The sequence below is a fragment of the Brevibacillus aydinogluensis genome, assembly GCF_961514395.1.
Classification (GTDB): domain Bacteria; phylum Bacillota; class Bacilli; order Brevibacillales; family Brevibacillaceae; genus Brevibacillus; species Brevibacillus aydinogluensis.
In genome coordinates, this window is sequence record NZ_OY569118.1 from 1,875,484 (window position 1) to 1,899,746 (window position 24,263).

21 protein-coding genes and 1 pseudogene are annotated in these 24,263 nt (G+C 56.3%); all 22 read left to right on the forward strand.

The window, feature by feature from the left end; translation table 11 throughout:
- The first annotated feature begins 31 nt into the window (after positions 1-31).
- The 22 genes and pseudogenes from Q7F15_RS09180 (at position 32) to Q7F15_RS09290 (ending at position 24,222) form a co-directional block, all read left to right on the forward strand.
- Positions 32-1,078, forward strand: coding sequence for a BMP family lipoprotein (locus tag Q7F15_RS09180; RefSeq protein WP_171564700.1), 1,047 nt, complete (start codon positions 32-34; stop codon positions 1,076-1,078).
- Between the two features lie 119 nt (positions 1,079-1,197).
- Entirely contained in the window at positions 1,198-2,712 is a 1,515-nt protein-coding gene (locus tag Q7F15_RS09185) for an ABC transporter ATP-binding protein (RefSeq protein WP_304415529.1), read from the forward strand.
- Positions 2,705-3,775 carry an ABC transporter permease gene (locus Q7F15_RS09190; protein WP_171564701.1) on the forward strand — a complete coding sequence of 357 codons (1,071 nt, stop codon included), beginning with the start codon at positions 2,705-2,707 and terminating at the stop codon, positions 3,773-3,775. The genes Q7F15_RS09185 and Q7F15_RS09190 overlap by 8 nt, the downstream gene beginning before the upstream one ends.
- A complete protein-coding gene (locus Q7F15_RS09195) occupies positions 3,775-4,734 on the forward strand; it encodes an ABC transporter permease (RefSeq protein ID WP_171564702.1) in 960 nt (319 codons plus the stop codon). Before Q7F15_RS09190 ends, Q7F15_RS09195 begins: the two co-directional genes overlap by 1 nt.
- 242 nt (positions 4,735-4,976) lie before the next feature.
- Positions 4,977-5,132: a hypothetical protein gene (locus tag Q7F15_RS09200; protein ID WP_171564703.1), complete on the forward strand. Its 156-nt coding sequence runs from the start codon at positions 4,977-4,979 to the stop codon at positions 5,130-5,132.
- 189 nt (positions 5,133-5,321) lie between these two features.
- Positions 5,322-6,616 (forward strand): annotated as a pseudogene (yfmF, locus tag Q7F15_RS09210) (EF-P 5-aminopentanol modification-associated protein YfmF).
- 1 nt (position 6,617) lies between these two features.
- Entirely contained in the window at positions 6,618-7,910 is a 1,293-nt protein-coding gene (gene yfmH / locus Q7F15_RS09215; protein ID WP_212132445.1) for an EF-P 5-aminopentanol modification-associated protein YfmH, read from the forward strand.
- A 9-nt stretch (positions 7,911-7,919) separates the two neighbouring features.
- Positions 7,920-8,654, forward strand: coding sequence for an elongation factor P 5-aminopentanone reductase (ymfI, locus tag Q7F15_RS09220; RefSeq protein WP_171564706.1), 735 nt, complete (start codon positions 7,920-7,922; stop codon positions 8,652-8,654).
- A 91-nt stretch (positions 8,655-8,745) separates the two neighbouring features.
- Positions 8,746-9,009, forward strand: a complete 264-nt coding sequence (locus Q7F15_RS09225) for a DUF3243 domain-containing protein (RefSeq protein ID WP_171564707.1) — start codon at positions 8,746-8,748, stop codon at positions 9,007-9,009.
- A gap of 122 nt (positions 9,010-9,131) precedes the next feature.
- Positions 9,132-9,911 carry a YmfK family protein gene (locus tag Q7F15_RS09230; protein WP_171564708.1) on the forward strand — a complete coding sequence of 260 codons (780 nt, stop codon included), beginning with the start codon at positions 9,132-9,134 and terminating at the stop codon, positions 9,909-9,911.
- Positions 9,912-9,923: 12 nt separating this feature from the next.
- A complete protein-coding gene (locus tag Q7F15_RS09235) occupies positions 9,924-10,829 on the forward strand; it encodes a helix-turn-helix domain-containing protein (protein WP_212132444.1) in 906 nt (301 codons plus the stop codon).
- Between the two features lie 379 nt (positions 10,830-11,208).
- On the forward strand, positions 11,209-12,555 hold the full coding sequence (gene rimO / locus Q7F15_RS09240; protein ID WP_171564710.1) for a 30S ribosomal protein S12 methylthiotransferase RimO: 1,347 nt from the start codon (positions 11,209-11,211) through the stop codon (positions 12,553-12,555).
- Entirely contained in the window at positions 12,556-13,131 is a 576-nt protein-coding gene (gene pgsA / locus Q7F15_RS09245) for a CDP-diacylglycerol--glycerol-3-phosphate 3-phosphatidyltransferase (protein WP_171564711.1), read from the forward strand.
- A 137-nt stretch (positions 13,132-13,268) separates the two neighbouring features.
- Entirely contained in the window at positions 13,269-14,510 is a 1,242-nt protein-coding gene (locus tag Q7F15_RS09250; RefSeq protein WP_212132443.1) for a competence/damage-inducible protein A, read from the forward strand.
- 6 nt (positions 14,511-14,516) lie between these two features.
- Positions 14,517-16,103 carry a DEAD/DEAH box helicase gene (locus tag Q7F15_RS09255; protein WP_304415453.1) on the forward strand — a complete coding sequence of 529 codons (1,587 nt, stop codon included), beginning with the start codon at positions 14,517-14,519 and terminating at the stop codon, positions 16,101-16,103.
- Positions 16,104-16,267: 164 nt separating this feature from the next.
- The gene (gene recA, locus Q7F15_RS09260; RefSeq protein WP_171564713.1) at positions 16,268-17,326 is read left to right on the forward strand and encodes a recombinase RecA; all 1,059 of its coding nucleotides are present in this window, start codon (positions 16,268-16,270) and stop codon (positions 17,324-17,326) included.
- A 102-nt stretch (positions 17,327-17,428) separates the two neighbouring features.
- Positions 17,429-18,070, forward strand: coding sequence for a regulatory protein RecX (locus tag Q7F15_RS09265; RefSeq protein WP_304415454.1), 642 nt, complete (start codon positions 17,429-17,431; stop codon positions 18,068-18,070).
- Between the two features lie 288 nt (positions 18,071-18,358).
- A complete protein-coding gene (gene rny, locus Q7F15_RS09270; protein ID WP_171564752.1) occupies positions 18,359-19,897 on the forward strand; it encodes a ribonuclease Y in 1,539 nt (512 codons plus the stop codon).
- Between the two features lie 587 nt (positions 19,898-20,484).
- Complete coding sequence (ltrA, locus tag Q7F15_RS09275) at positions 20,485-21,744, forward strand: group II intron reverse transcriptase/maturase (RefSeq protein ID WP_212133750.1); 1,260 nt, start codon at positions 20,485-20,487, stop codon at positions 21,742-21,744.
- A gap of 210 nt (positions 21,745-21,954) precedes the next feature.
- Positions 21,955-22,749: a TIGR00282 family metallophosphoesterase gene (locus Q7F15_RS09280; protein ID WP_171564715.1), complete on the forward strand. Its 795-nt coding sequence runs from the start codon at positions 21,955-21,957 to the stop codon at positions 22,747-22,749.
- 117 nt (positions 22,750-22,866) lie between these two features.
- Positions 22,867-23,127 carry a stage V sporulation protein SpoVS gene (gene spoVS, locus Q7F15_RS09285; RefSeq protein ID WP_003385776.1) on the forward strand — a complete coding sequence of 87 codons (261 nt, stop codon included), beginning with the start codon at positions 22,867-22,869 and terminating at the stop codon, positions 23,125-23,127.
- Positions 23,128-23,280: 153 nt separating this feature from the next.
- Entirely contained in the window at positions 23,281-24,222 is a 942-nt protein-coding gene (locus Q7F15_RS09290) for a dipeptidase (protein ID WP_304415455.1), read from the forward strand.
- Positions 24,223-24,263: the final 41 nt, after the last annotated feature.

Genomic DNA, 24,263 nt, shown 5'->3' on the forward strand with positions numbered 1-24,263 from the left:
CATTCCATCTCATATTAGGGGGTATTTCGGCATGAAAAAGGTACTTTCCGTCTTCTCCGTGGCAGCCCTCAGCCTGTCGCTTGTACTGGCTGGCTGCGGCGGAAAAACAGAAGGACAGCAAGGAGCGGCCGACCAAGGGGGAACGGCTGCGCCGAACGCGAGAATCGGCATGGTGACCGACGTGGGCGGTGTGAACGACAACTCCTTCAACCAAAGCGCGTGGGAAGGTCTGCAAAAACTGCAAAAAGACCTCAACCTCCCGCAAGAAAACGTCAGCTACCTCCAGTCCACCAGTGACGCCGACTACATCCCGAACCTGACCCAGTTCGTCAAGGACCAATGGAATCTGACCTGGGGCATCGGCTTCCTGATGGGCGACCACGTGAAAAAAGTGGCGTCCGAAAACCCGGATGCCAAACTGGCGATCATCGACGCCGAAGTGGATGCGCCAAACGTGGAATCCGTTCTGTTCAAAGAGCATGAAGGGTCCTTCCTGGTTGGCGTAGTCGCTGCGAAAATGAGCAAAACGAAAAAAGTCGGCTTTGTCGGCGGTATGGAAATCCCGGTTATCAAACGCTTTGAAGCTGGCTTCGAAGCAGGTGTGAAAGCTGTTGATCCGAGCATTCAAGTCGTGAAGGTATACACCGCTGCGTTCGACAAACCGGACCAAGGCAAATCCACCGCGTCGCAAATGTACGACCAGGGCGTTGACATCATCTTCCACGCGTCCGGCGCCACCGGCGACGGCGTATTCAACGAAGCCAAGGCCCGCAAGGCAAAAGGTCAACAGGTTTGGGTAATCGGTGTAGACAAGGACCAGTCCCTGACCTTCGGCGACGACATCACCCTCACTTCCATGGTGAAGCGCGTGGACGAAGCCGTGTACCGCGTCTCCAAAGACGTCATCGACGGCAACTTCAAAGGCGGCATCGTATGGCTCGGTCTGAAAGAAAACGGTGTAGGACTGGCCGACACCTCCAGCAAGAACGTGCCGGAAGACGTGCTGAAAGAGGTTGAAGAGTACAAGCAAAAAATTGTAAACGGCGAGATCAAGGTTCCTGAAACACCTCAACAGTAACCCACAGCAGGCTGCATGCGGACAAGGCTAGTTCGAGCAACTAGCCTTGTTCTTTACCTTCACTAAGACCCACAAAAACGGGGGGAACATGGTTGAACTCGGTACAGACAGTTGTTGAAATGCGCGGGATTACCAAGCGTTTTCCCGGCATCGTGGCGAACGACAACATCAACCTGGTCGTGAAAAAAGGCGAAATCCACGCCCTCCTGGGGGAGAACGGCGCGGGGAAGTCTACATTAATGAACATCTTGTTTGGTTTGTATCAACCGGATGAGGGGGAAATCCTCATCAATGGGAAACCGGTAAACATCACGAGTCCCAACGTCGCGAACGATCTGGGCATCGGCATGGTGCACCAACATTTCATGCTTGTCGAAACATTTACGGTCACGGAAAACATCGTGTTAGGAAACGAACCGAAAAACGGGTTGAAGATAGATATTCGTCGCGCGGAAAAGGAAGTGGAAGAACTTTCCCGCAAATACGGGCTGAAAGTGGATCCTACTGCCAAAATTGCCGATATTTCCGTAGGCATGCAGCAGCGGGTAGAGATTTTGAAAACGCTTTACCGAGGCGCGGACATCCTCATTTTTGACGAGCCGACCGCCGTCCTGACACCGCAGGAGATTCAGGAACTGATCGAGATCATGCACAATCTGGTAAAAGAGGGCAAGACGATCATCCTGATCACGCACAAGCTGAAAGAGATCATGGCTGTCTGCGACGCGGTCACGATCATACGCCGGGGCAAGGTGATCGATTCGGTCGCCGTCAAGGATACCAACCCGGACGAATTGGCTGCAAAAATGGTGGGGCGCGAAGTTACGTTCAAAGTGGACAAAAAGCCGCCGCAGCCAAAAGAGGTCATCCTCTCGGTCGAAAATGTCACCGCCATGGGCAACCGCGGTGTCAACGCGCTGAACGGCATCTCGTTTGAAGTGCGTGCAGGGGAAATCCTCGGCATCGCCGGTGTGGACGGCAACGGTCAAAGCGAACTGATTGAAGTGCTGACAGGATTGCGCAAGGCTTCCGGCGGACGGGTCCTCTTGAAGGGACAGGAGATTACCAACCGGCTGCCGCGTGAAATCTCGGAAGCAGGGTTGTCCCACATTCCGGAGGATCGCCACAAGCGCGGGCTTGTGCTCGACTTTACCATGAGCGAAAACATGGTGCTGGAGACGTACTTCCACCCGCGGTTCAACAAAAACGGCTTCCTGGACTACGCAGCAATTGACAAGCATGCATCCAAACTGATCGAGGAGTTCGACGTCCGCACGCCGAGCATCCACACCAAGGCCAGAGCGCTTTCCGGCGGTAACCAGCAGAAGGCGATCATCGCCCGTGAAGTGGACAAGGACCCGGATCTGTTGATTGCGGCACAGCCGACGCGCGGGTTGGACGTAGGGGCGATCGAGTTTATTCACAAACGGCTCGTGGAGCAGCGCGACAAGGGCAAAGCCGTGCTGTTGATCTCGCTCGAGCTGGACGAGGTCATCAACGTCTCTGACCGGATTGCGGTCATCTACGAGGGACAGATCGTCGGCATTGTTGACGCCAAGTCGACTACCGAACAAGAACTGGGCCTGATGATGTCCGGCGGAAAACGGATGCAAGGAGGAGGAAGCGATGAATAGAGTGATTGCTGTTTTTACCAAGGAATCGTTCCTCGTCCCGGCAGCAGCTATCATTCTTGGATTATTGACTGGAGCCGTCGCCATGCTCGCGGGAGGATTCAACCCGATCAAGGCGTACGTGTCCCTTGTGGATAAGGTATTCGGCAATGCGTACAACTTCGGTGAGACGATTCGCCAGATCACCCCGCTGATTTTTACGGGCTTGTCCGTGGCGTTTGCGTTTCGCACCGGGCTGTTTAACATCGGGGCGGAGGGGCAGTTCATCATCGGGATGATCGCCTCTACGGCTGTAGGCGTTTCCCTGGATCTCCCGGCGTACATTCACGCGCCGCTCGCGGTGCTGGCCGGGGCGCTGGCAGGGGGGTTGTGGGGAGCGATCGCCGGCTATCTGAAAGCTGCCCGGGGTGTAAACGAGGTCATTACGACCATCATGCTGAACTGGATTGCCCTCTACTTTGCCAACTACATCCTGACCACTTTTTATGTGCCAGAGGGACAGCAGCGTTCCGAGCTGATCAAGGATTCTGCCTCCATTACGATCGGCTGGCTGTCGCAGATGTTTGACAGTGCCCGGCTGCACTGGGGGACGCTGTTGGCCTTGCTTGCCGCCGTCTTTTTCTACGTCGTCCTGTGGAAGACCAAGACCGGGTTCGAACTGCGCGCAGTCGGTCTGAACCCGCACGCTTCCGAGTACGCCGGCATGAATGTCAACCGCAACGTGGTCAACGCCATGTTTATCGGGGGGATGTTCGCCGGTATCGGCGGCGCGTGCGAAATTCTGGGCGTGCATCACTACCAGTCTGTCATGGCAGGCATGCCGGGGTACGGCTTTGACGGTATTGCCGTTGCGCTGATCGGCGGCAACAGCCCGTTGGGTGTCGTGCTGGCTGCGATTCTGTTCGGCATCCTGACGTTCGGCGCGGCCGGCATGAAGTTTGGCGCCGGTGTTCCGGTCGAACTGATTCGCGTCGTGATCGCCTCCGTCATCTTCTTCGTGGCTGCTCACGGCATCGTAAAAGTATTCCTGAAGCCCATACTGAAGAAAAAGGAGGGTGGAAACTGATGGATTGGGGCATGATTCTCAGCAACCTGATTCACGATACCATCGTGTTTTCCACTGCCTTGATTTTTGCCGCGCTGGGCGGCATGTACTCGGAGCGTTCCGGTGTCGTCAACATCGCACTGGAAGGGATGATGATCATCGGGGCGTTTACCGGTGCCGTGATCACCTTCTTTGCGCAGGACGCGTTTGGCAGCGGCGCGCCGTGGATAGGTTTTGCCGCTGCGATTGTGGCCGGTGCGATTTTTGCCCTGCCGCACGCGGTCGCCTCAATCACGTTCAAGGCCGACCAGGTGGTCAGCGGCGTTGCGTTGAACTTCCTGGCCGCCGGGTTGTCCGTCTACCTGACCAAGATCATCTTCAACGGTGCGGGTCAGACTACGACGCTCGCCCATGTGTTCAGCAAATGGCAGATTCCGCTCTTGGCCGACATCCCGTATGTGGGACACGCACTGTTCGAAGGGTACCCGACCAGCTTTATCGCCTTCGCACTGGTGGCACTTTCCTGGTACGTGCTGTTTAAAACGCCGTTCGGTCTGCGGCTGCGGGCGGTCGGTGAGCATCCGCGCGCCGCTGACACTGTGGGCATCAATGTCAAGCGCATGCGCTACACGGCGGTCATGATCAGCGGCGCCCTGGCAGCGATGGGCGGTGCGACGATCGCCCTGACCACGACCAGCAACTTCTCCCACAACACGGTGTCCGGCCAAGGATTTATCGCGCTGGCAGCGTTGATTTTCGGGAAATGGCATCCAGCTGGTGCGATGGGCGCGGCGCTGTTCTTCGGGGTTGCGCAGGCGATCAAATCGCTGGTGCAGATTTTCGGACTGACGCAATACGTACCGACCGGATTCATCTACATGTTCCCGTACATTTTGACCATCCTGGTCCTGGCAGGCGTCGTCGGCCGTTCGAACGCACCTGCTGCACTGGGCAAGCCGTACGAGACTGGCTCCCGCTAAGCATACACAAGCATGCGTCTGGAATCTGGGACTCTTCCTGCACGAGTCGTGTTCTCGTCGAACGATGCAGGAGGAGAAGAGCGATCCGCAGCTCGCTGCAAATGGTGGTCGTTCAAATTGCCCGGACTTCCGGGCGCTTTTTTTATGAAAACAAACCACCAGCAGGTGCGTTGCGCGTAATCCGGCGGGAAATCGGGGCACACTAGACGAGTACAGCACTTTTTCATAAAGGAGGACGTCTAATGTGGACCTGCCCCTACTGCGGCGGCACGCACGGTCTGCCGTTTCATGACAGCCAACTGGATGGGATCCTATGCATGGAACCAGACTGCGGCCGGTTTGTCGACAGAAATTGGGACCCTGACGACCTCAGCGAGTGGGATGACACCGATTTGTAACGACACAAGAAAAAATCCATTCGGTAGTGGTAGGTATCGTCCGGGGTGCATACAGTAACAGCAGAGATCATTTCCACGATGAAAAGGCGGCGACGGTACGGTCCCGCCTTTTCTCGTCTGTTTTGCTGAACGGCCTGCCAATTGGTTACAATAGAAACGATCAAGCCGACCGAGAAGGGAGATTGGAATATGAGCGAGCAGCGGAATGAGATAGCGTTTCACACCTCCTCAGTCAACGGTATTCGCGTACATATCCTGCCGACTGCCAAATTCAAGACGACGACCATCGTGACGATGATTGAACAGGAACTCTCCGAAGCGCACGTGACCAAGACGGCGCTGCTGGCCATGCTAATGAAGCGGGCAACCGCCCGTTTTCCTGAGACCAAGCAGCTTCGTGAACATCTGGACTTTCTTTACGGGGCCACGTTCGACGTGGACGTGGTGAAAAAGGGGAGCGACAAATCCTCCAAATCTACATGGAAGTGCCCAACGAGAAGTACCTGTCAACTGAAACGTCCCTTTTGGACCAGGCGATTCACTTCGTCGGCGACGTGCTGACCCGTCCCTATCTGGAAGGGGAAGCGTTTGCCGAAAAGTACGTCGCTCAGGAAAAAGAGTCACTGCGCAAGCGGATCGAGAGCCTGATTGACGACAAGATGAAGTACGCCAACCAGCGGGTGACGGCGGAGATGTGCAAAGGGGAGCCGTTCGCCCTGCTTGTTCAGGGGCGTACCGAGGACCTGCCGTCCATTACGGGGGCGGAGCTGTACCGCTATTTCCGTGAGATCACGTCGTGCAATCCGATCGACATCTTCGTGGTCGGGGATGTGCAGCAGGCGGAGGTGGAGCGGGCAATCGGCACTCATGTGACGCTGAAGCGGGCCGATGTGAAAGCGTTCCCGCCGACTGACGTCACCAAGCAAGTAACCCAGGAGCGGGAAGTGATCGAGCGGCTCGATGTCACCCAGGCGAAGCTGAACATCGGCTGCCGGACGCAGATTTCCTTTAAGGACGACGATTACCCGGCGCTTTTGGTCTACAACGGCGTGCTGGGCGGCTTTCCCCATTCCAAACTGTTTGTCAATGTCCGCGAAAAGGCGAGCCTGGCTTACTACGCCGTCTCCCGGCTGGAGAGCCACAAAGGCATCCTGATGATGATGTCCGGCATCGACGTAAACAATTACCGGCGGGCGGTCGACATCATCAAGGAACAGTTGGAGTTGATGCGACAGGGAAGCATCACCGCCGGAGAACTGGAGCAGACGAAAGCGACGCTGACCAACCAGTTCCGTGAACTGCTGGACAGCGCCCGGATGATGATCGACTTTGCCTACAATGGCGTGCTCAGCGGGCGGAAACGGCAGTTGACGGAACTGCTGAACGAGATCAACAGCGTGACAGTGGACGATATCAAGCGCGTGGCAGAACGCGTCGCTATTGATACCATCTATCTGTTGCGGGACAAAAAGGGGGACGTGTAACATGCAGACCACCGTGTTTGAACAGGTGAACGAGACCGTCTATCACGAGACACTGCCGAACGGCCTGCAGGTATACCTGGTGCCCAAGCAGGGATTCAGCAAGACATACGCCGTCTTTACCACGCGGTACGGCTCAATCGACAGCCATTTTCGCACCCGCAACGGGGAGGAAGTGCACGTGCCGGACGGGATCGCTCATTTTCTGGAACATAAAATGTTTGAGAAGCAGGACTGGGATGTCATGCACGAGTTCAGCAAGAACGGCGCCTCCTGCAACGCGTTCACCAGCTTCAACCGCACGGCGTACCTGTTTTCCTGCACTGACAAGCTGGAGGCCAACCTTAACCTGCTGCTGGATTACGTGCAGGAGCCGTACTTTTCCGATGCCAGCGTGGAAAAGGAAAAAGGCATCATCGGGCAGGAAATCACCATGTACGACGACAACCCGGACTGGAAAGTGTACATGAATCTGCTGAAAGCCATGTACCAGCGGTATCCGATCAACATCGAGATCGCCGGCACGATTGACTCCATCTCCAAGATCACCAAGGAGATGCTGTACCAGTGCTACGAAACGTTTTACCACCCGGCCAACATGCTGCTGTTGGTGGTGGGATCGTTTGCGCCAGAAGCAGTGATGGAGTTGATCCGGAACAATCAGGCCGCCAAGCAGTTCCCGCCGGCGCCGAAGATTGAACGCATCTTTCCCGAAGAGCCGGCGGAGGTGGCCAAACAGCGCATCGAACATCATCTGCCCGTGGGGATTCCCAAATGCATGATCGGCTTTAAGGAAAAACAATGCGGGTTGTCTCAAGAGGCCTTGTTAAAACGGGAGCTAGCCACTAAACTGTTGTTGGACATCGCATTTGGCACCAGTTCCGCGCTCTACCAGAAATGGTACGACAGCGGGCTGATCACGGAGAATTTCGACGTCGACTACAGCGGTGAACAGGACTACGGCTACTCCATTATCGGCGCCGATACCCCAGATCCCGACCGCCTGGCCGAGGAAGTCAAGCTGGGGATCGAGACGTTGAAGCAGTCGGGCATCGCGGAGGACGATTTTGAACGCGCCAAGCGGAAAAAAATCGGCCAGTTTTTGCGCTCGCTGAATTCCGTGGAGTTTATCGCCAACCAGTTCACCAGCTACAAATTCAACGGCAACGATCTTTTCTCCGTGGTGCCGATGCTGGAGTCGATCACCCGCGAAGACGTGGAAGAACGCATGAGGGAGCACTTCCTGCCGGAACAAATGTCTGTCTCGATCGTTCGTTCCGCTTCGCCGCAGGAGTAGTGAACACAGATGAATCAACAGACGCCGTGGGCGTTGGTGACAGGGGCGTCCGGCGAGATCGGCCGCGCCATCAGCCTGGCGTTGGCCGCGTCGGGCGTCCCGCTGTACCTTCATTACCATCAATCCTACGACAAACTGGAGCCGGTGCTGAGCGAATGCCGGGCGCTAGGCGTCCCTGCGTATGCCCTGCAGGCCGACTTGCGCGATGTGAAGCAAATCACCGCCATGTTTCAGGCCATGCCCGTCGCTCCGCTGCTGCTCGTCAACAACGCGTCAGCGGATCACGTCGGCCTTTTTACCGATGTGTCGCCGGAAACGTTTGACGAACTGGTGGCGCTCAACGTCCGCTCCGCCTATTTTGTGACACAGGCGGCGTTGGGCGCGATGCTCTTGGAGCGGTACGGCCGGATCGTCAACATCTCCTCCGTCTGGGGCCTGACGGGCGGCTCCTGCGAAGTGCTTTACTCGCTCACCAAAGGGGCTGTCAACGCCTTTACCAAAGCGCTGGCCAAAGAGCTTGCCCCCAACGGGATCACCGTAAACGCAGTGGCACCGGGAGCGATCCAAGGCGGCATGATGGAGCGGTTTTCTCCCGAAGAACGGGAGATGATCGCGGCCGAGATCCCTGCCGGCCGACTTGGCACGCCGGCGGAGGTGGCTGCGGTCGTTCGCTTTTTGCTGACGGCAGAGGCGAGCTACCTGACCGGTCAGATCATCAGCCCCAACGGTGGCTGGTACGCCTGAGCCGGCATGCATAATTCCCTCTTGATGAAGGCATTCTACCAATATACGGGCACAAACCTAGTCCGTAACGACAGTAAGGAGGGAATAGTACATGTCGGTTCTCGACAATTTCCGCGACTGGAAGCAATTTCTCGGCGAGCGAGTAGAGCAGGCCAAACAGGCAGGCATGGAATCTGACACGATTGAAAATGTGGCGTACCAGATTGGCCATTACCTGGCTGATCAGGTGGATCCGAAAAACGATCAGGAACGCCTGCTGAAACAGCTGTGGGACGCCGGCGACGAACAGCAGCAGCGCGCGCTCGCTTCCATGATGGTCAAGCTGGTGGAGAACGACGCCAATCAAAACAGGTAACTTGCTTGAAAATCCCCTTTTTACGGGGATTTTTCTTTTCTGTCTGAATACTGATTGTCGATTGTATGGAACGTGATATACTACATACGAAGAGAAAATTGGCTGTCGGAGAGGGATAGGGAATGGAAGCGAAAAAAGAATGGTACATGGAATACGAAATCTCCAAAAACCGGCCCGGTCTGCTGGGGGATGTCGCCTCCATCCTGGGTATGCTCAACATCAACATCGTGACGATCAACGGTGTCGACAATATGCGACGCGGCATGCTGCTATTGACGGATGATGACGAAAAAATAGAGGTGCTGCGCAACGTTGTGCAAAAAATGGACAAAATAACCATAACGAGGCTGCGTCCGCCGACGATGCTGGACAGACTGGCTGTTCGCCACGGTCGTTACATCGAGCGCGATAGCGAGGATAAAAAAACTTTCCGCTTTGTGCGCGACGAGCTGGGGCTGCTGGTCGACTTCATGGCGGAGATTTTGAAGCGGGAGGGCCACCAGCTGATCGGCATTCGCGGCATGCCGCGCGTCGGCAAAACCGAGTCGATGATCGCGGCCAGCGTCTCGGCCAACAAGCGCTGGACGTTCATCTCTTCGACGCTGCTGCGGCAGACCGTGCGCAGTTCCCTTGCCGTTGATGAGATGTCGACTGATCATGTATATTTAATAGATGGAATTGTGTCGACGCTGCGCTCTACGGAGAAACATCACGCACTGCTGAGGGAAATCATGAACTTCCCGGCGGCCAAGATCATTGAACACCCCGATATTTTTGTCCGCGAGTCGGAGTATGAACTGTCAGATTTTCACTACATCATCGAGCTGCGTCAGCATCCGGACGAAGAGATTACATACGAGTTGATCAACAACCGCGGCTTCGACCATTTCGACATGAATTAAGGAGGGTAAGCTGTGTCTGAGCTAGGTCAAGTACTACAAAGGGCCCGCGAAGAAAAAGGGATCACGCTCGACGACATTCAACGGATCACCAAGATCCAACGGCGATATTTGGAAGCCATAGAAAGGGGCCATTTTCACGTACTCCCTGGCCACTTTTACGCACGGGCTTTCGTCAAGAGCTACGCGGAAGCCGTCGGTCTTGATCCGAACCACATCATGAGTCACTTCCAGGCAGACCTGCCTGCCCAACCTCCGCAGGAACAAGTGGAACGGCTGCGCCGTCGCCGGGTGGTGGCCGCCAACAACCCGCTGCAGGCCGGAAGATGGTTGACCAAGACGCTGCTGGTGCTGTTTATTGCGCTGATCATCGGGGTGATCTACATCGCTGTCGTCAACAGCGGAATGAACATCCAGCCGGCGCTGCCGGGGGGGAACCTGTCGCCGGGCGCGGAAATCGTGAAACCGGGCCAGGGCGGAAACGCGACGCCAACTCCTTCACCGCAGAGTCAAACGCCTATCCCTCCGTCCACCGATACGGAACCAGACCCCGGCTCGACCGCGGTCAACCCGGAAGTTCCGAGCAGCGAGCAGCAGGCGACGATCACATTCGAGTCGCAGCAGGGGGCCCTGTACAATTACACGCTGAGCGGCGGCGACAAGATCACGGTCAAACTGAAAGTTGTCGACGACAAATGCTGGTACGGGGTGTCCGAGGCGAAGGGCAAGAAGTACGTCAAAGAGGGCACGTTGAAGAAAGACGAGGAAGTCGTCGTCGAACTGGGCAAGACGGCATACATCCGTCTGGGCAAGCCGATGGCTGTAGAGTTGACGGTCAACGGCGCGCATGTAGACACATCCAACATGAAATACATGCCGTCCAACGTCGTCGTTACGATGGCACAATCCCCTACGCAATAGGCAAGCGTCATGCTTGCCAAAGCGTGTAGACAAAGTCCGAGGCGCATGGAGATCGGGCCCGCTCGCTCGCTTGACGCCCAGCACAGAAGCGGATGAAGTCCGCTCCAAAACGAGACGCGGGCAGGGGACAAACATCTGGGTGTTTCGATGAAGTGAGACTTGTGTCCCCTGTGTATCCCCGCGTCTTTCGTTTTTCCGCTGAGCAGGTCGTCAAAGGAGCTCGCTTGGCCCATCCCGCCATGCGATGCACATTGTCTTCAGCCTGAGGCAAGCATCTCGCTTGCCTTTCGTACTTTCTTCACTTTTGACACTCTGTTGGGGCTTATATTATACTGAATAGGTGTAATCTGGGCAGGTGTGACCAATTGGAGGAAAACAAATGACAGAGAAGGTAGGCTCACGTGAAAAAGTAGCGATCGTTACGCTGGGCTGTGAAAAGAATCTTGTCGATTCGGACATGATGGCCCATCTGATAGATGAAAAAGGGTACGAATTGGTTGATAACCCCGAAGAAGCAACGGTCGTCATCGTCAATACCTGCGGATTCATCGACGCCGCCAAGGAAGAATCGGTCAACAAGATTCTTGACATGGCGGAGCTGAAGGAATCCGGCAAGTTGAAATCGCTTGTCGTGGCAGGCTGTCTCACGCAACGGTACAAAGAGGAAATTCTACAGGAGATCCCGGAAGTGGACGGCATTGTCGGAACAGGCGATTTTATGTCGATTACGGACATTATTGCTGAATCGCTCGCGGGCAAGCGGCCCGTCTATGTCGGCAATCCCGTTTTCACGTACGAGGAAGTGGTCAAACGGAAAGTGAAGGCGGGCACTTATTCCTCCTACATCAAGATTGCGGAAGGCTGCGACAACGCCTGTACGTTCTGCAGCATTCCGCTGATGCGCGGAGGATTTCGCAGCCGGACCATCGAATCGATCGTGGAGGAGGCAAAGCATCTCGCCGAACAGGGGATTGTGGAGATCAGCCTGATCGCGCAGGATTCCACCAACTACGGCACGGACATTTACGACGGCAAGCACATGCTGCCCGAATTGCTGAACCGATTGGCCGAAGTGGATGGGATTCAGTGGATCAGACTGCACTATGCGTACCCCGGCTTCTTTACCGACGAGCTGATCGAGGTGTTTGCAACCAACCCCAAAGTGTGCAAATACATCGATATGCCGCTGCAGCACTCCGAGGATCATATCCTGAAAAAGATGCGCCGCCCCGGCCGCCAGCGGGATGTTCGCGAACTGGTGGCGAAGATTCGCGCCCGCGTACCGGACGTCGCCCTGCGCACGTCCCTGATCGTCGGCTTCCCCGGTGAGACGGAAGAGGACTTCCAGCGGCTGTGTGAATTTGTGAAGGAAGTGAAGTTTGACCGGCTGGGCGTCTTCACCTATTCAAATGAAGACGATACGCCGGCAAGCCGACTGCCGGACCACGTCGATGAGGAGACCAAGGAAAAACGGGCCAACATCCTGATGGAGATTCAGCGGGAAGTGGCTGCCGAGCAAAACGGCCGCTTTGTCGGAAAGGTACTGGATGTGCTCATTGAGCGGTACGAAGGGCACAATGACATTTACGTCGGCCGCACCCAGTACGATGCTCCAGAGATTGACGGCGAGGTGTTCGTCACGGGATACAAGGGCGAACTGGGCAAAATCGTAAAGGTGAAGATTACGCACTCCTACGAATACGACTTGGCCGGGGAGGTAGTCTAGGTGAATCTCGCCAACCGCATCACCCTCGCCAGGATCTTCCTGGTGCCGGTAGTCATGTTTTTTCTGCTGGTGCGATACAACATCGGGACGTTTACCATCGGCACCGTGTCGATGACGTACAACGAACTGATTGCGGCATTGGTGTTCATCCTGGCAGCCAGTACGGACGGACTGGACGGCTATATCGCCCGCAAGCGCAAAATCGTGACCAACTTGGGGAAATTCCTTGATCCGTTGGCTGACAAGCTGCTGATTTCCGCTGCGTTGATTTCGCTGGTGGAAATGCATCGGTTGGAAGCGTGGATTGCCATCGTCATCATCAGCCGTGAGTTTGCCGTGACCGGTCTAAGACTGGTCGCAGCGGCGGAAGGACAGGTAATTGCCGCCAGCGCATTGGGCAAACTAAAAACATGGGTGCAGATCGTGGCCATTACGGCGGTGATGGTAAACAATTTTCCGTTTGAGATTTTCGGCATTCCCTTTGATGAAGCAGCGATATGGGCAATGGTGGTGATTACCCTGTACTCCGGGTATGACTACTTTGTCAAAAATCGCAATGTCATCCAATACTCGTGAAAAACGGGTATTGGTCTTCTTTTCTTCCGCGTCAGACAGGAAACGTCCGAGGCGGCCTGACGATGCGTAAGGAAAGGCTTCGCCGGATGGGCTTTGCCGGCAGCGTTACTTTATTCCAAAGAGAGTGGATGAGGGGCATGAGAGCGGAGATAATCGCGGTTGGAACGGAACTGTTGCTTGGGCAGATCGCCAATACGAACGCCCAGTATCTCTCCCAAAAGCTCGCCGAGATTGGTATCGGCGTCTATTTCCACACAGTGGTGGGGGATAACGCCGAACGGCTGGCTAGCGTGATTCGTCAGGCCGCGGCCCGGTCCGAGCTGATCGTGTTCACCGGCGGACTGGGACCGACCCAGGATGACTTGACCAAGGAGACGGTGGCGGAGCACCTGGGCGTCGGGTTGACCATTGATCAGACGGCGATGGCGCGGATCGAGGCGTTTTTCCGCCAGCGTGGCATTACGATGACGGAAAACAACCGCAAGCAGGCACTGGTGCTGGCGGGCAGCCACGTCTTCCCGAACGATCACGGCATGGCACCGGGCATGGCAGCGCAGCGCGACGGACGCACGTTTGTACTGCTGCCGGGGCCGCCCAGTGAACTGTATCCGATGGTAGAGAAATACGTGATGCCGTATCTGATCGGCTTAAAGCCGGAACAGCAAGTGTTTCATTCGCGCGTGCTGCGCTTCTACGGCATCGGCGAATCGGCGCTGGAAGAACGGTTGATCGACCTGATTGAACAGCAGGACAACCCGACCATAGCCCCGTATGCCAAAGAGTTTGAAGTGACGCTGCGGATTACGGCCAGGGCGGCGAACGTAGACGATGCGGAGCGGCTGATTCAACCTGTAGAGCGGGAAATACGTGAGCGGTTGGGCGAGTACATCTACGCGACAGGAGAAACGTCACTGCACGAGGTGCTGGTGGACGAACTGAATCGCAGGGGGGCGACGATCGCCTGTGCGGAAAGTTGTACCGGGGGAACGGTCGCATCCCTCATTACGTCCGTACCCGGCAGCTCTGCCGTCATGCGCGGAGGCGTGGTGTGCTATACCAACGAGGCGAAGCGGCAGATGCTCAACGTGCCGGAAGAAGTCCTGGCAGAGGCAGGGGCCATCAGCGAGCAGACGGCCCGGTTGCTCGCCGAAAATATCAGGGCGACGCTCGGCGCGGACGTCGGCATCTCCGTGACGGGGGTGGCCGGCCCAGACCCTGCGGAAGGCAAACCGGTGGGACTGGTCTACGTTGGCGTTGCCGTGGAAGGACTGCCCACGCTGGTCAAGGAGCTTCGCCTGGCCGGGCGGCGCCAGGCCATCGTCGGCCGGGCAGCGAAATTTGCGTTGTTTTACGCGTTGCAACGACTAAAAGAAAGGTGACAACACATGACGATTTTTTCTGATTTTCCTTTACATAAATCCATTCTGCAAGCCATTTACGACATGGGCTTTGAAGAGCCCAGCCCGATCCAGGCTGCCTGCATCCCGAAAGTACTGGAGGGCGGCGACCTGATCGGTCAGGCGCAAACAGGTACGGGTAAAACCGCCGCGTTCGGGATTCCGCTGATTGAAAAAGTGACGCCGGGCAACCGCGTGCAGGCGATTGTGCTCACGCCCACCCGCGAACTGGCCATCCAAGTGGCAGGCGAGCTTTTGCGCATCTCCAAATACAAAAAGGTGCGGACACTGCCGATCTACGGCGGACAGTCCATCGGCCACCAAATCCGTGCGCTCCGCCAGGGTGTCCAGGTCGTGGTGGGGACCCCCGGCCGCGTGCTTGACCACCTGCGCCGCAAAACGCTGAAGCTGGATCACGTACACACACTGGTCCTGGACGAAGCGGATGAAATGCTGGACATGGGATTCATCGACGACATTGAAACCATTATCAACCACCTCCCGGAAGACCGTCAGACCCTGCTGTTCTCCGCGACCATGCCGCCGGAAATCAAACGCCTGGCGACCCGCTACATGAAACAGCCGCAGACGATCGCCGTCAGCCGCGAAGAAGTGACCGCTCCACTGATCGAGCAGGTGTACTACAAGGTATTTGAACGGAACAAGGTGGAAACCCTCTGCCGCATTCTGGACAGCGAAGACGTCGAGCTGGGAATCATCTTCTGCCGCACTAAGCGGGGCGTGGACGAGCTGACCGAAGTGCTGCAGGCGCGCGGCTACCTGGCCGACGGTCTGCACGGCGACCTGTCCCAGGCTCAGCGCGACAAGGTGATGAATGCGTTCCGCGAGGGTTCCATCGAACTGTTGATCGCGACCGACGTGGCGGCGCGCGGCATTGACGTCGGCAACGTCTCCCACGTCATCAACTACGACATTCCGCAGGATTCGGAAAGCTACGTGCACCGGATCGGCCGTACGGGCCGCGCCGGCCGCAAAGGCATTGCCATGACGCTGGTGACGCCGCGCGAGATGCGCCAGATGATGTTCATCCAGAAACAGACCAAAGCCCAACTGATCTGCCGCAACGTGCCGTCCCTGGAGGAAGTGGCGGAACGCAAGCAGGAACAGCTGCGGGAACAACTGGTCAACCTGCTGGAGAGCGATGGAGTGGCCGACATGTACCTGAAGGTGGCCAACTCGCTCATCGCTCAGTACCCGGCTGAAAAAATCGCCGCTGCAGCGCTGCACCTCGCGTTCCATACCGAGATCGGCGAGACGGACGATACCGACGCCTACAACTTCGGGGAGACGGGTGCCGCCAAGGGAATGGTGCGTTTCTTCCTCAACGTGGGCCGCAATGTCAACGTACGCCCGCAGGATTTGGTGCGGGAGATTTCCGAGTCCGTCGGAATCCCCGGAAAGGCGGTTGGCCGCATCGACATCTTCGAGAACTTCACCTTCGTGGAAGTTCCCGAAGACGTGGCCCCGTTCGTCTACGAATCGCTGCGTCAAACGCGCATCAACGGCAGACGGATCAATCTGGAGCCGGCAAAACCGCGCGCCAAGCGTTCCTGATACCGACAGCACGCAGACACAGGCCGTCACGTTCCGTTTTCGGGACGGACGGCCTCTTTTTGCGATGCGAATATTTGTTCGCAAAAAATACTTGGCAAACGCTTCTGTCTCGATGTATGATGAAGACAAGCAAATCAGTTACGAGTTGAAAGGGAGTGTACCATTTGTCAGATCGTCGCGCTGCTTTGGAAAACGCATTGCGTCAAATAGAAAAACAGTTCGGGAAAGGGTCCATCATGAAGCTGGGGGACATGGCCAACGTTCAGGTTTCCACGGTCTCCAGCGGTGCGCTTGCCCTCGACATCGCCCTGGGTGTGGGCGGATTCCCGCGTGGACGGATCATCGAAATTTACGGACCGGAATCCTCCGGTAAAACGACGGTTGCCCTTCACGCCATCGCCGAAGTGCAGCGCCAGGGCGGACAAGCTGCGTTTATCGACGCAGAGCACGCACTGGACCCGGTCTACGCGGCAAAATTGGGAGTAAACATTGACGAACTGCTGCTCTCCCAGCCTGACACAGGGGAGCAGGCGCTGGAAATCGCCGAGGCGCTGGTGCGTTCCGGTGCCGTTGACATCATCGTCGTAGACTCGGTAGCCGCGCTCGTGCCAAAAGCAGAGATTGAAGGCGAAATGGGAGACTCCCACGTGGGGCTGCAGGCCCGCCTCATGTCGCAGGCGCTGCGCAAGCTGTCCGGTGCCATCAACAAATCGAAAACCATCGCCATCTTCATCAACCAGCTCCGGGAGAAAGTGGGCGTCATGTTCGGCAATCCGGAGACGACTCCGGGTGGGCGCGCGCTCAAGTTCTACGCGAGCATTCGCTTGGACGTGCGCAAGGCGGAAGCGATCAAGGTGGGCAACGACGTGGTCGGCAGCAAGACCAAGATCAAGGTCGTGAAAAACAAGGTGGCGCCGCCGTTCAAAACTGCCGAAGTGGACATCATGTACGGTGAAGGCATCTCCAAAGAGGGCAGCATTCTCGACATCGGCGCGGAGATTGATGTGGTTCAAAAGAGCGGAGCATGGTACTCCTTCAACGATGAGCGTCTGGGTCAAGGACGGGAGAACGCCAAGCTCTTCCTCAAGGAAAATCCGGAAGTGGCGGCGCAAATCGAAGCCAAAGTACGTGAGTATTACAGCCTCAATCCTAGCTCCATTCCGAGCATGGAGCCGATCAACGATCCGGAGCAGGATGAGGAACCGGTATTTGATTTCGACTAATCGCATGACAGCCTGTCGGCCTGACAGGCTGTTTCATGTTCAAACCGCCCGGTGTGAGGAGCTGCGAGCCGGGCGTGTTTGCCGTAAAGGGGGAGAGGCGCGATGAAAAGCGGCCGGATTACCGCCGTTCACCGCGACGCGAAAAACCAGCATCGCTATCACATTCAGATCGGCGATGACATTGTCTTTTCCGTTCATGAAGACATCCTCGTCAAGTATCAACTGTTAAAGGGAACAGAGCTGGACGAGGCGTTTTGCCGGGAAGTGCTTGAGGCGGAAGAAAAGCACAAGGCCTACCTGTTGGCACTCCGCTATCTGGGCATCCGCCCGCGGACGAAAAAACAAGTCGCTTCCTATCTCCAGGAAAAAGGGTATGAAGGGGACGTGGCGGATGAAATCTGCCGCCGCATGGAAGAGCAGGGCTATCTGGACGATGAGCGGTTTGCCCGGCAGTGGGTCGACGAGCGGATGCGGCTCAAGCCGCGCAGCTCGTACATGATGCGGATGGAACTGCAGCAGCGGGGGATTGACAGCGACACGGCGGAGGCGGCCGTGCGCGCCGTTTCCTACGAGGATGAGCTGGAAGCGGCCCGCAGGCTGGTGGAAAAAAAGCGGCGGCACCGGCAAGGGCCGCCGGAACCGGACGAAGAGCGAAAGCTGCTGGCCATGCTGGCGCGCAAGGGGTTCGCCGGCTCAATCGTGCAGAGGATTCGCCGCGAATTGCGCGAGGACGTGGAGTCGTAGGCAGGAGCGGCACACTTGCAGTTCTTGACATTTCTTGTTCACAAATAATAAAATAGATGTGTATTTACTTGGTGCATCATACTATTTCGCTGATTTGATCGCTCGTTGCCAGTGTCACAACTGAACACCCGTACATACCAGTGCGGATTCAGCGGACCGAGTAAAATCGGTCTTGTTTTTTAACTAATACCAGAGCGAAACAACAGCGACACGCCATGAAAACGAATGTGTGGAAAGCGGGGAGATGTCTTACCACAAGGAGGTGAAACAAAAGAGCCTATGGCCATTATGGATCCGATTGTACTGATCGTGCTATTCGCCGTGCTGATTGTCGGTTATGGTGCCGGCTACTTCACGCGCAAATCCATTGCGGAGGCGAAGATCTCCAGCGCCGAGGAAGCGGCGCGGCAGATCGTCGAAGAAGCCAAACGGGACGCTGAAGCCGTCAAAAAGGAAAAGGTGCTGGAAGCCAAGGACGAGGTATTCAAACTGCGCTCCGAGGCCGAAAACGAGCTGCGCGAACGCCGCAACGAAATACAGCGCCAGGAACGCCGCATCCTTCAGAAGGAAGAGGCGTTGGACCGCAAGATGGAACAGCTGGAGCGCAAGGAGAGCGAACTGTCCGAGCGGGACAGAACCATCGCGGAACTGCAAAGCAAGGTAGAGCACTTATATAAAGAACAAGTGGCCGAGCTGGAACGCATCTCCGGACTGACTCAGGAAGAAGCCAAGAACATTATCCTGACCGATGTGGAGAACACCGTTCGCCATGAAATGGCGGTCATGATCAAGGAGATTGAGACACAAGCCAAGGAAGAGGCGGACAAGCGGGCACGCGAGATCATCACCACCGCCATCCAGCGGTGTGCGGCAGACCATGTAGCGGAGACCACCGTTTCCGTGGTAACGCTGCCGAACGATGAGATGAAGGGCCGCATTATCGGACGCGAAGGCCGCAACATCCGCGCGCTGGAAACGCTGACCGGCATTGACTTGATTATCGATGACACGCCGGAAGCGGTCATTCTGTCCGGCTTCGATCCGATTCGTCGGGAGATCGCCAAAACTGCTCTGGACAAGCTTGTTGCCGACGGACGCATCCACCCTGCCCGCATCGAGGAGATGGTGGAAAAAGCGCGTCGGGAAGTGGATGAGCGCATCCGCGAATACGGCGAGCAGGCGACATTTGAAACCGGTGTTCATGGCCTGCATCCGGATTTGATCAAGATTCTCGGCCGTCTGCGCTACCGGACCAGCTACGGGCAAAACGTGCTGAAGCACTCGATGGAAGTGGCCCACCTGGCCGGACTGATGGCAGCCGAACTGCGCGAAGATGTCAAACTGGCAAAACGGGCCGGTCTGCTTCACGACATCGGCAAGGCCATCGACCATGAAGTGGAAGGTTCCCACGTGGAGATCGGCGTGGAACTGGCGAAGAAATACAACGAGCATCCCGTTGTCATCAACAGCATCGCGTCCCATCACGGGGATACCGAGCCGACATCCGTCATTGCGATGCTGGTGGGAGCGGCTGACGCACTTTCCGCCGCCCGGCCGGGAGCTCGCCGCGAAACGCTGGAGACGTACATCAAGCGGCTGGAAAAGCTGGAGGAGATCTCCGAGTCGTTCGACGGCGTGGAAAAATCGTACGCAATTCAGGCCGGCCGCGAAATCCGCGTAATGGTGCAGCCTGAGAAGATTGACGATGCGGAAGCGGCGCGCCTGGCACGCGACATTACCAAACGAATCGAAAATGAACTTGACTACCCGGGTCACATCAAGGTGACCGTCATCCGCGAAACACGGGCAGTCGAGTATGCAAAGTAAAGTGGCTTTGGGCCACTTTACTTTTTTGGTGCGCCCGGCATGGGCGGTAGCTATAGGGTGAAAGTCCCGAACGGGGGTTGGCTGTACCAACCGTTAGCTTAAGGCAAGGGTGTCCGCCGTGAGGCGGAATCTGAAGGAAGCCGGCGGCAAAGTCCTGACCTGAGGTACACGAACCCAATTTGAGGCTGTTGTACTCGGGCGAGCCTGCCGAACAAGGTGAAGCCCCATACAGCCAAGGAGTGCAGCAGTAAATTGGGCAGGTACATGGGACGAAAGTTACCGTCCTTACCCGGGGAGGTCTGCATGATACGCCTACTACCGTTGGCAACCGTCTCCGCGAGGGGGCGCTGAACATGCAGAAGTCAGCAGAGGCCATAGTACTCCGATAGAGGACGCTCGAAGGAGGAAGGGCCGAACATCAAGTCAACACATGTTCTAATCCCTTTCGATACGGTGCGTCGAAGCAGAATTCCGAAATGGAACTTCCTCTGAATAGTAGGGGTGAAGCCCCGAGGGTACAGAGAAGGGCTGAGCATCGTACGGCAAGCTTAGCAACATGTGTGCGAAGAGAGGAGTATCGTCAGGGCATGCTGGAGAAAGTGCTGTCACGGGACAACCTCATGGCCGCTCTCAAACGAGTGGAGGCCAACAGAGGTGCTGCGGGAATCGACGGTGTTTCAACCGAACAACTGCGCGACTACCTTCGTCAGCACTGGGCGACCATCCGGTCGCAAATCGAGAAGGGAACCTACAAGCCGTCTCCTGTCCGCAGGGTCGAAATCCCGAAACCTGACGGGGGAATACGATTGCTAGGCATCCCTACCGTGGTAGATCGCTTCATCCAGCAGGCCATCCTGCAGGTATTGACTCCCATATTCGACCCAGAGTTCTCCGACTCCAGCTTCGGGTTCCGTCCAGGCCGCCGTGCTCACAGTGCTGTGCGGAAAGCACAACAGTACATCAACGAAGGATTCCGGTATGTGGTCGACATCGACTTGGAGAAGTTCTTCGACCGGGTCAACCATGATATCCTAATGAGCCGGGTTGCCCGCAAGGTGAAGGACAAGCGCCTTCTTAAACTAATTCGCGCTTATCTGCAATCCGGAGTCATGGTCAACGGAGTGTGTGTCACGACGGAAGAGGGCACGCCGCAAGGTGGCCCCTTAAGTCCGCTGTTGGCCAACATTCTGCTAGACGACCTGGACAAGGAGTTGGAGAAAAGGGGACACCGTTTCTGCCGCTATGCGGACGACTGCAACATCTACGTCCGCTCCAAACGTGCGGGTGAACGTGTAAAGGCAAGTGTGGAGCGATACTTGACCAGGGTTCTCAAACTCAAGGTAAATCAACAGAAAAGTGCGGTGGACCGCCCGTGCAACCGGAAGTTCCTCGGCTTTAGCTTTATTCCGGGAAAGGAAGCGCGGATACGTCTGCATCCCAAATCGATCACCCGGTTAAAAGGACGAATTCGCCAATTAACCAACCCACATCGAAGCATGACCATGCAGGAGAGGATTCAAAAACTCAACCAATACCTCATGGGATGGATCGGGTATTTTGCGCTGGCCGAGGCGAAAACCCATCTTCTGCGAATAGAGGAATGGATTCGCCGAAGGCTCCGGCTCTGTCTATGGACGCAGTGGAAACGAGTTCGTACGAGGTACCGCGAACTTCGTTCGCTTGGATTTTCTCACAACAGAGCACTGGAAATCGCAAACACCCGAAAGGGGGCGTGGCGGACAACAAAATCCCCGCACATGCACAAAGCCCTTGGTATTGCCTACTGGCAACAACAAGGGCTGATGAGTTTGATACAGCGATATTTCACACTTCGTCAAGCTTGGTGAACCGCCGTATACCGGTCGGTACGTACGGTGGTGTGAGAGGACGGGGGTTAACCACCCCCTCCTACTCGATTGCGAAAGAAACGCGGGCGGCCTGCAACCGCTTTTGAACCGGACCGGTTATGGACCAGGCTCAACGCGGTGGGGTGTTAGCTTACGCGCATTTTTCTTCCGTCATTCGGTCGTGTATACTAATGGAGAGGTGAAAAGCCAATGAAACTGCTGTTTATCGGTGACATCATGGGTGCGCCCGGACGGGACATCGTGAAGGCGTATCTGCCGCTGCTGAAGCGAAAATACCAACCTACCTTTCTGGTTGCCAACGGGGAGAATGCCGCCCACGGCAGGGGCATTACCGAGAAGATTGCCAAGGAACTGTTTGAAGGCGGAGTTCAGGCGATCACCCTCGGCAACCATACCTGGGATAACAAAGACATCTTTGAATTCATTGACAGTGAACCTCGTCTGATCCGCCCCGCCAACTTTCCCGCAGGCGCTCCGGGACAAGGGATTACATACATCAAGCAGCCCGAAGGCGAACTGGCTGTGATCAACCTGCAGGGCCGATCCTTTTTGCCGCCGCTGGAGTGTCCGTTCCAGACGGCCGACAAGCTGGTGGAGCAGGCACGCAAGCGGACCAAATACATATTTGTCGACTTCCACGCTGAAGCCACTTCCGAGAAGCAGGCGCTCGCCTGGTATCTGGACGGCCGCGTCAGCGCGGTGGTAGGGACACACACGCATGTGCAGACCGCCGATGAGCGCGTTCTCCCCCAAGGCACGGGCTTTTTGTGCGACGTAGGCATGTGCGGTCCGATGAATGGCATCCTCGGCATGGAGCGGGAAGCGGTCATCCGCAAGTTTCTTACCCAACTGCCCGTACGATTTGAAGTGGCAGGGGAACCGGCCCAGTTGAATGCCGTGCTGATCACGTTGGACAAGGCGACCGGCCACGCGAAAAAACTGGAGCGAATCAGAATTGACGACGACCACCCGTTTATGGAATAATAAGAACGAGATTTGAATTTTTTGAATCTTTGCTGCGCGTAAGCAGGAATTTTTCGGGGTTATGCGAATATCATTCTAATAATGACAGGTATCCTATCAGACGGGAGGTTCAAAAGGATGGAAGTATTAAAAGTTTCAGCAAAGTCTAACCCCAACTCCGTTGCTGGTGCCCTTGCCGGTGTTCTGCGCGAACGCGGCGCCGCCGAGATCCAAGCTATTGGCGCTGGGGCGCTTAACCAAGCTGTGAAGGCTGTAGCTATCGCACGAGGATTCGTAGCGCCGAGTGGAGTTGACCTGATTTGCATTCCAGCCTTTACCGACATCGTGATTGATGGAGAAGAGCGCACAGCGATCAAGCTGATCGTAGAACCCAGATAAATCGATGTGAATACGATTTAACCGGCCTGTTTGTTCGTTGAATGAACAGGTTTTTTTCGTTTGTGGAGGGACAATAATCGAGAGTGCCTGTCGATGCCCCCTCGTCGAGGTTCCTTCACTTCCAGAACACAGAACAGAAACGGGGAGAAACAAATGGTTCCAATATTTGATGCGCATTGCGACGTGTTGTCCAAGCTGTGGGAGCTGCCGGAGCTCGACTTTTACCGCGCAGACGAACGGCTGCACGTAAGTTATCCCGAAATGGTGAAAGGAAACGTAGGCATCCAGGTAATGGCCTGCTACGTTCCCAAATACGTTCCCTACGGCCGCCGTTTTCAGGCCGTGCTGGAGATGCTGGATGTGTTTTACGAACGCGTGGCCAGCGGCAAGATCCGCGCGATTCGCAGTCGCGCCGATCTGGATGCGTGCGTATTAAAGGAAGAAAAAGGGGCTATTCTGTTTGTAGAAGGGGCGCATGCCTTGGAAGAAAGCTTCGTGCAGCTGAGGACCTGGCACCGCCTGGGGGTGCGGGGGATGACGCTGACGTGGAACTACAGCAACGCGGTTGCCTCGGGCTGTCATGAGCCGCATCCGGGCGGGTTGACCTCGTTTGGACGGACGGTCGTCGAAGAGATGAACCGGCTCGGCATGATCATCGACGTGTCGCACGTAGCCGAGCCAGGGTTCTGGGACACGCTGGAACTGTCCAAGATGCCGGTGATCGCTTCCCATTCCAATGTCAAACGGCTGTGCGACCATCCGCGCAACCTGACCGACGATCAGATCAAGGCGCTGATAGCCAATGGCGGTGTGATGGGACTGACGTTCGTCGACTTTTTCGTCACAGCGGAAAAGCGGACCGTTTGGATTGACGACCTGCTGCGCCATCTGGATCACGTCTGTGCCTTGGGCGGTGTCGATCATGTCGGGTTTGGCTCCGACTTTGACGGCATTACCGAGACGTTTGGCGATCTGACCCGGGCAGGAGACTACCACAATCTGGTGGAGGCGCTCCTGAAGCGCTACAAAGAGGCGGACGTGCAGAAATTTGTGCGTGAAAACTGGTTGCGTGTTTTCCGAAACGTGCTACAATAATATTGCAGATTATTAATGTACCAAGTTCATCGTTTAATTCA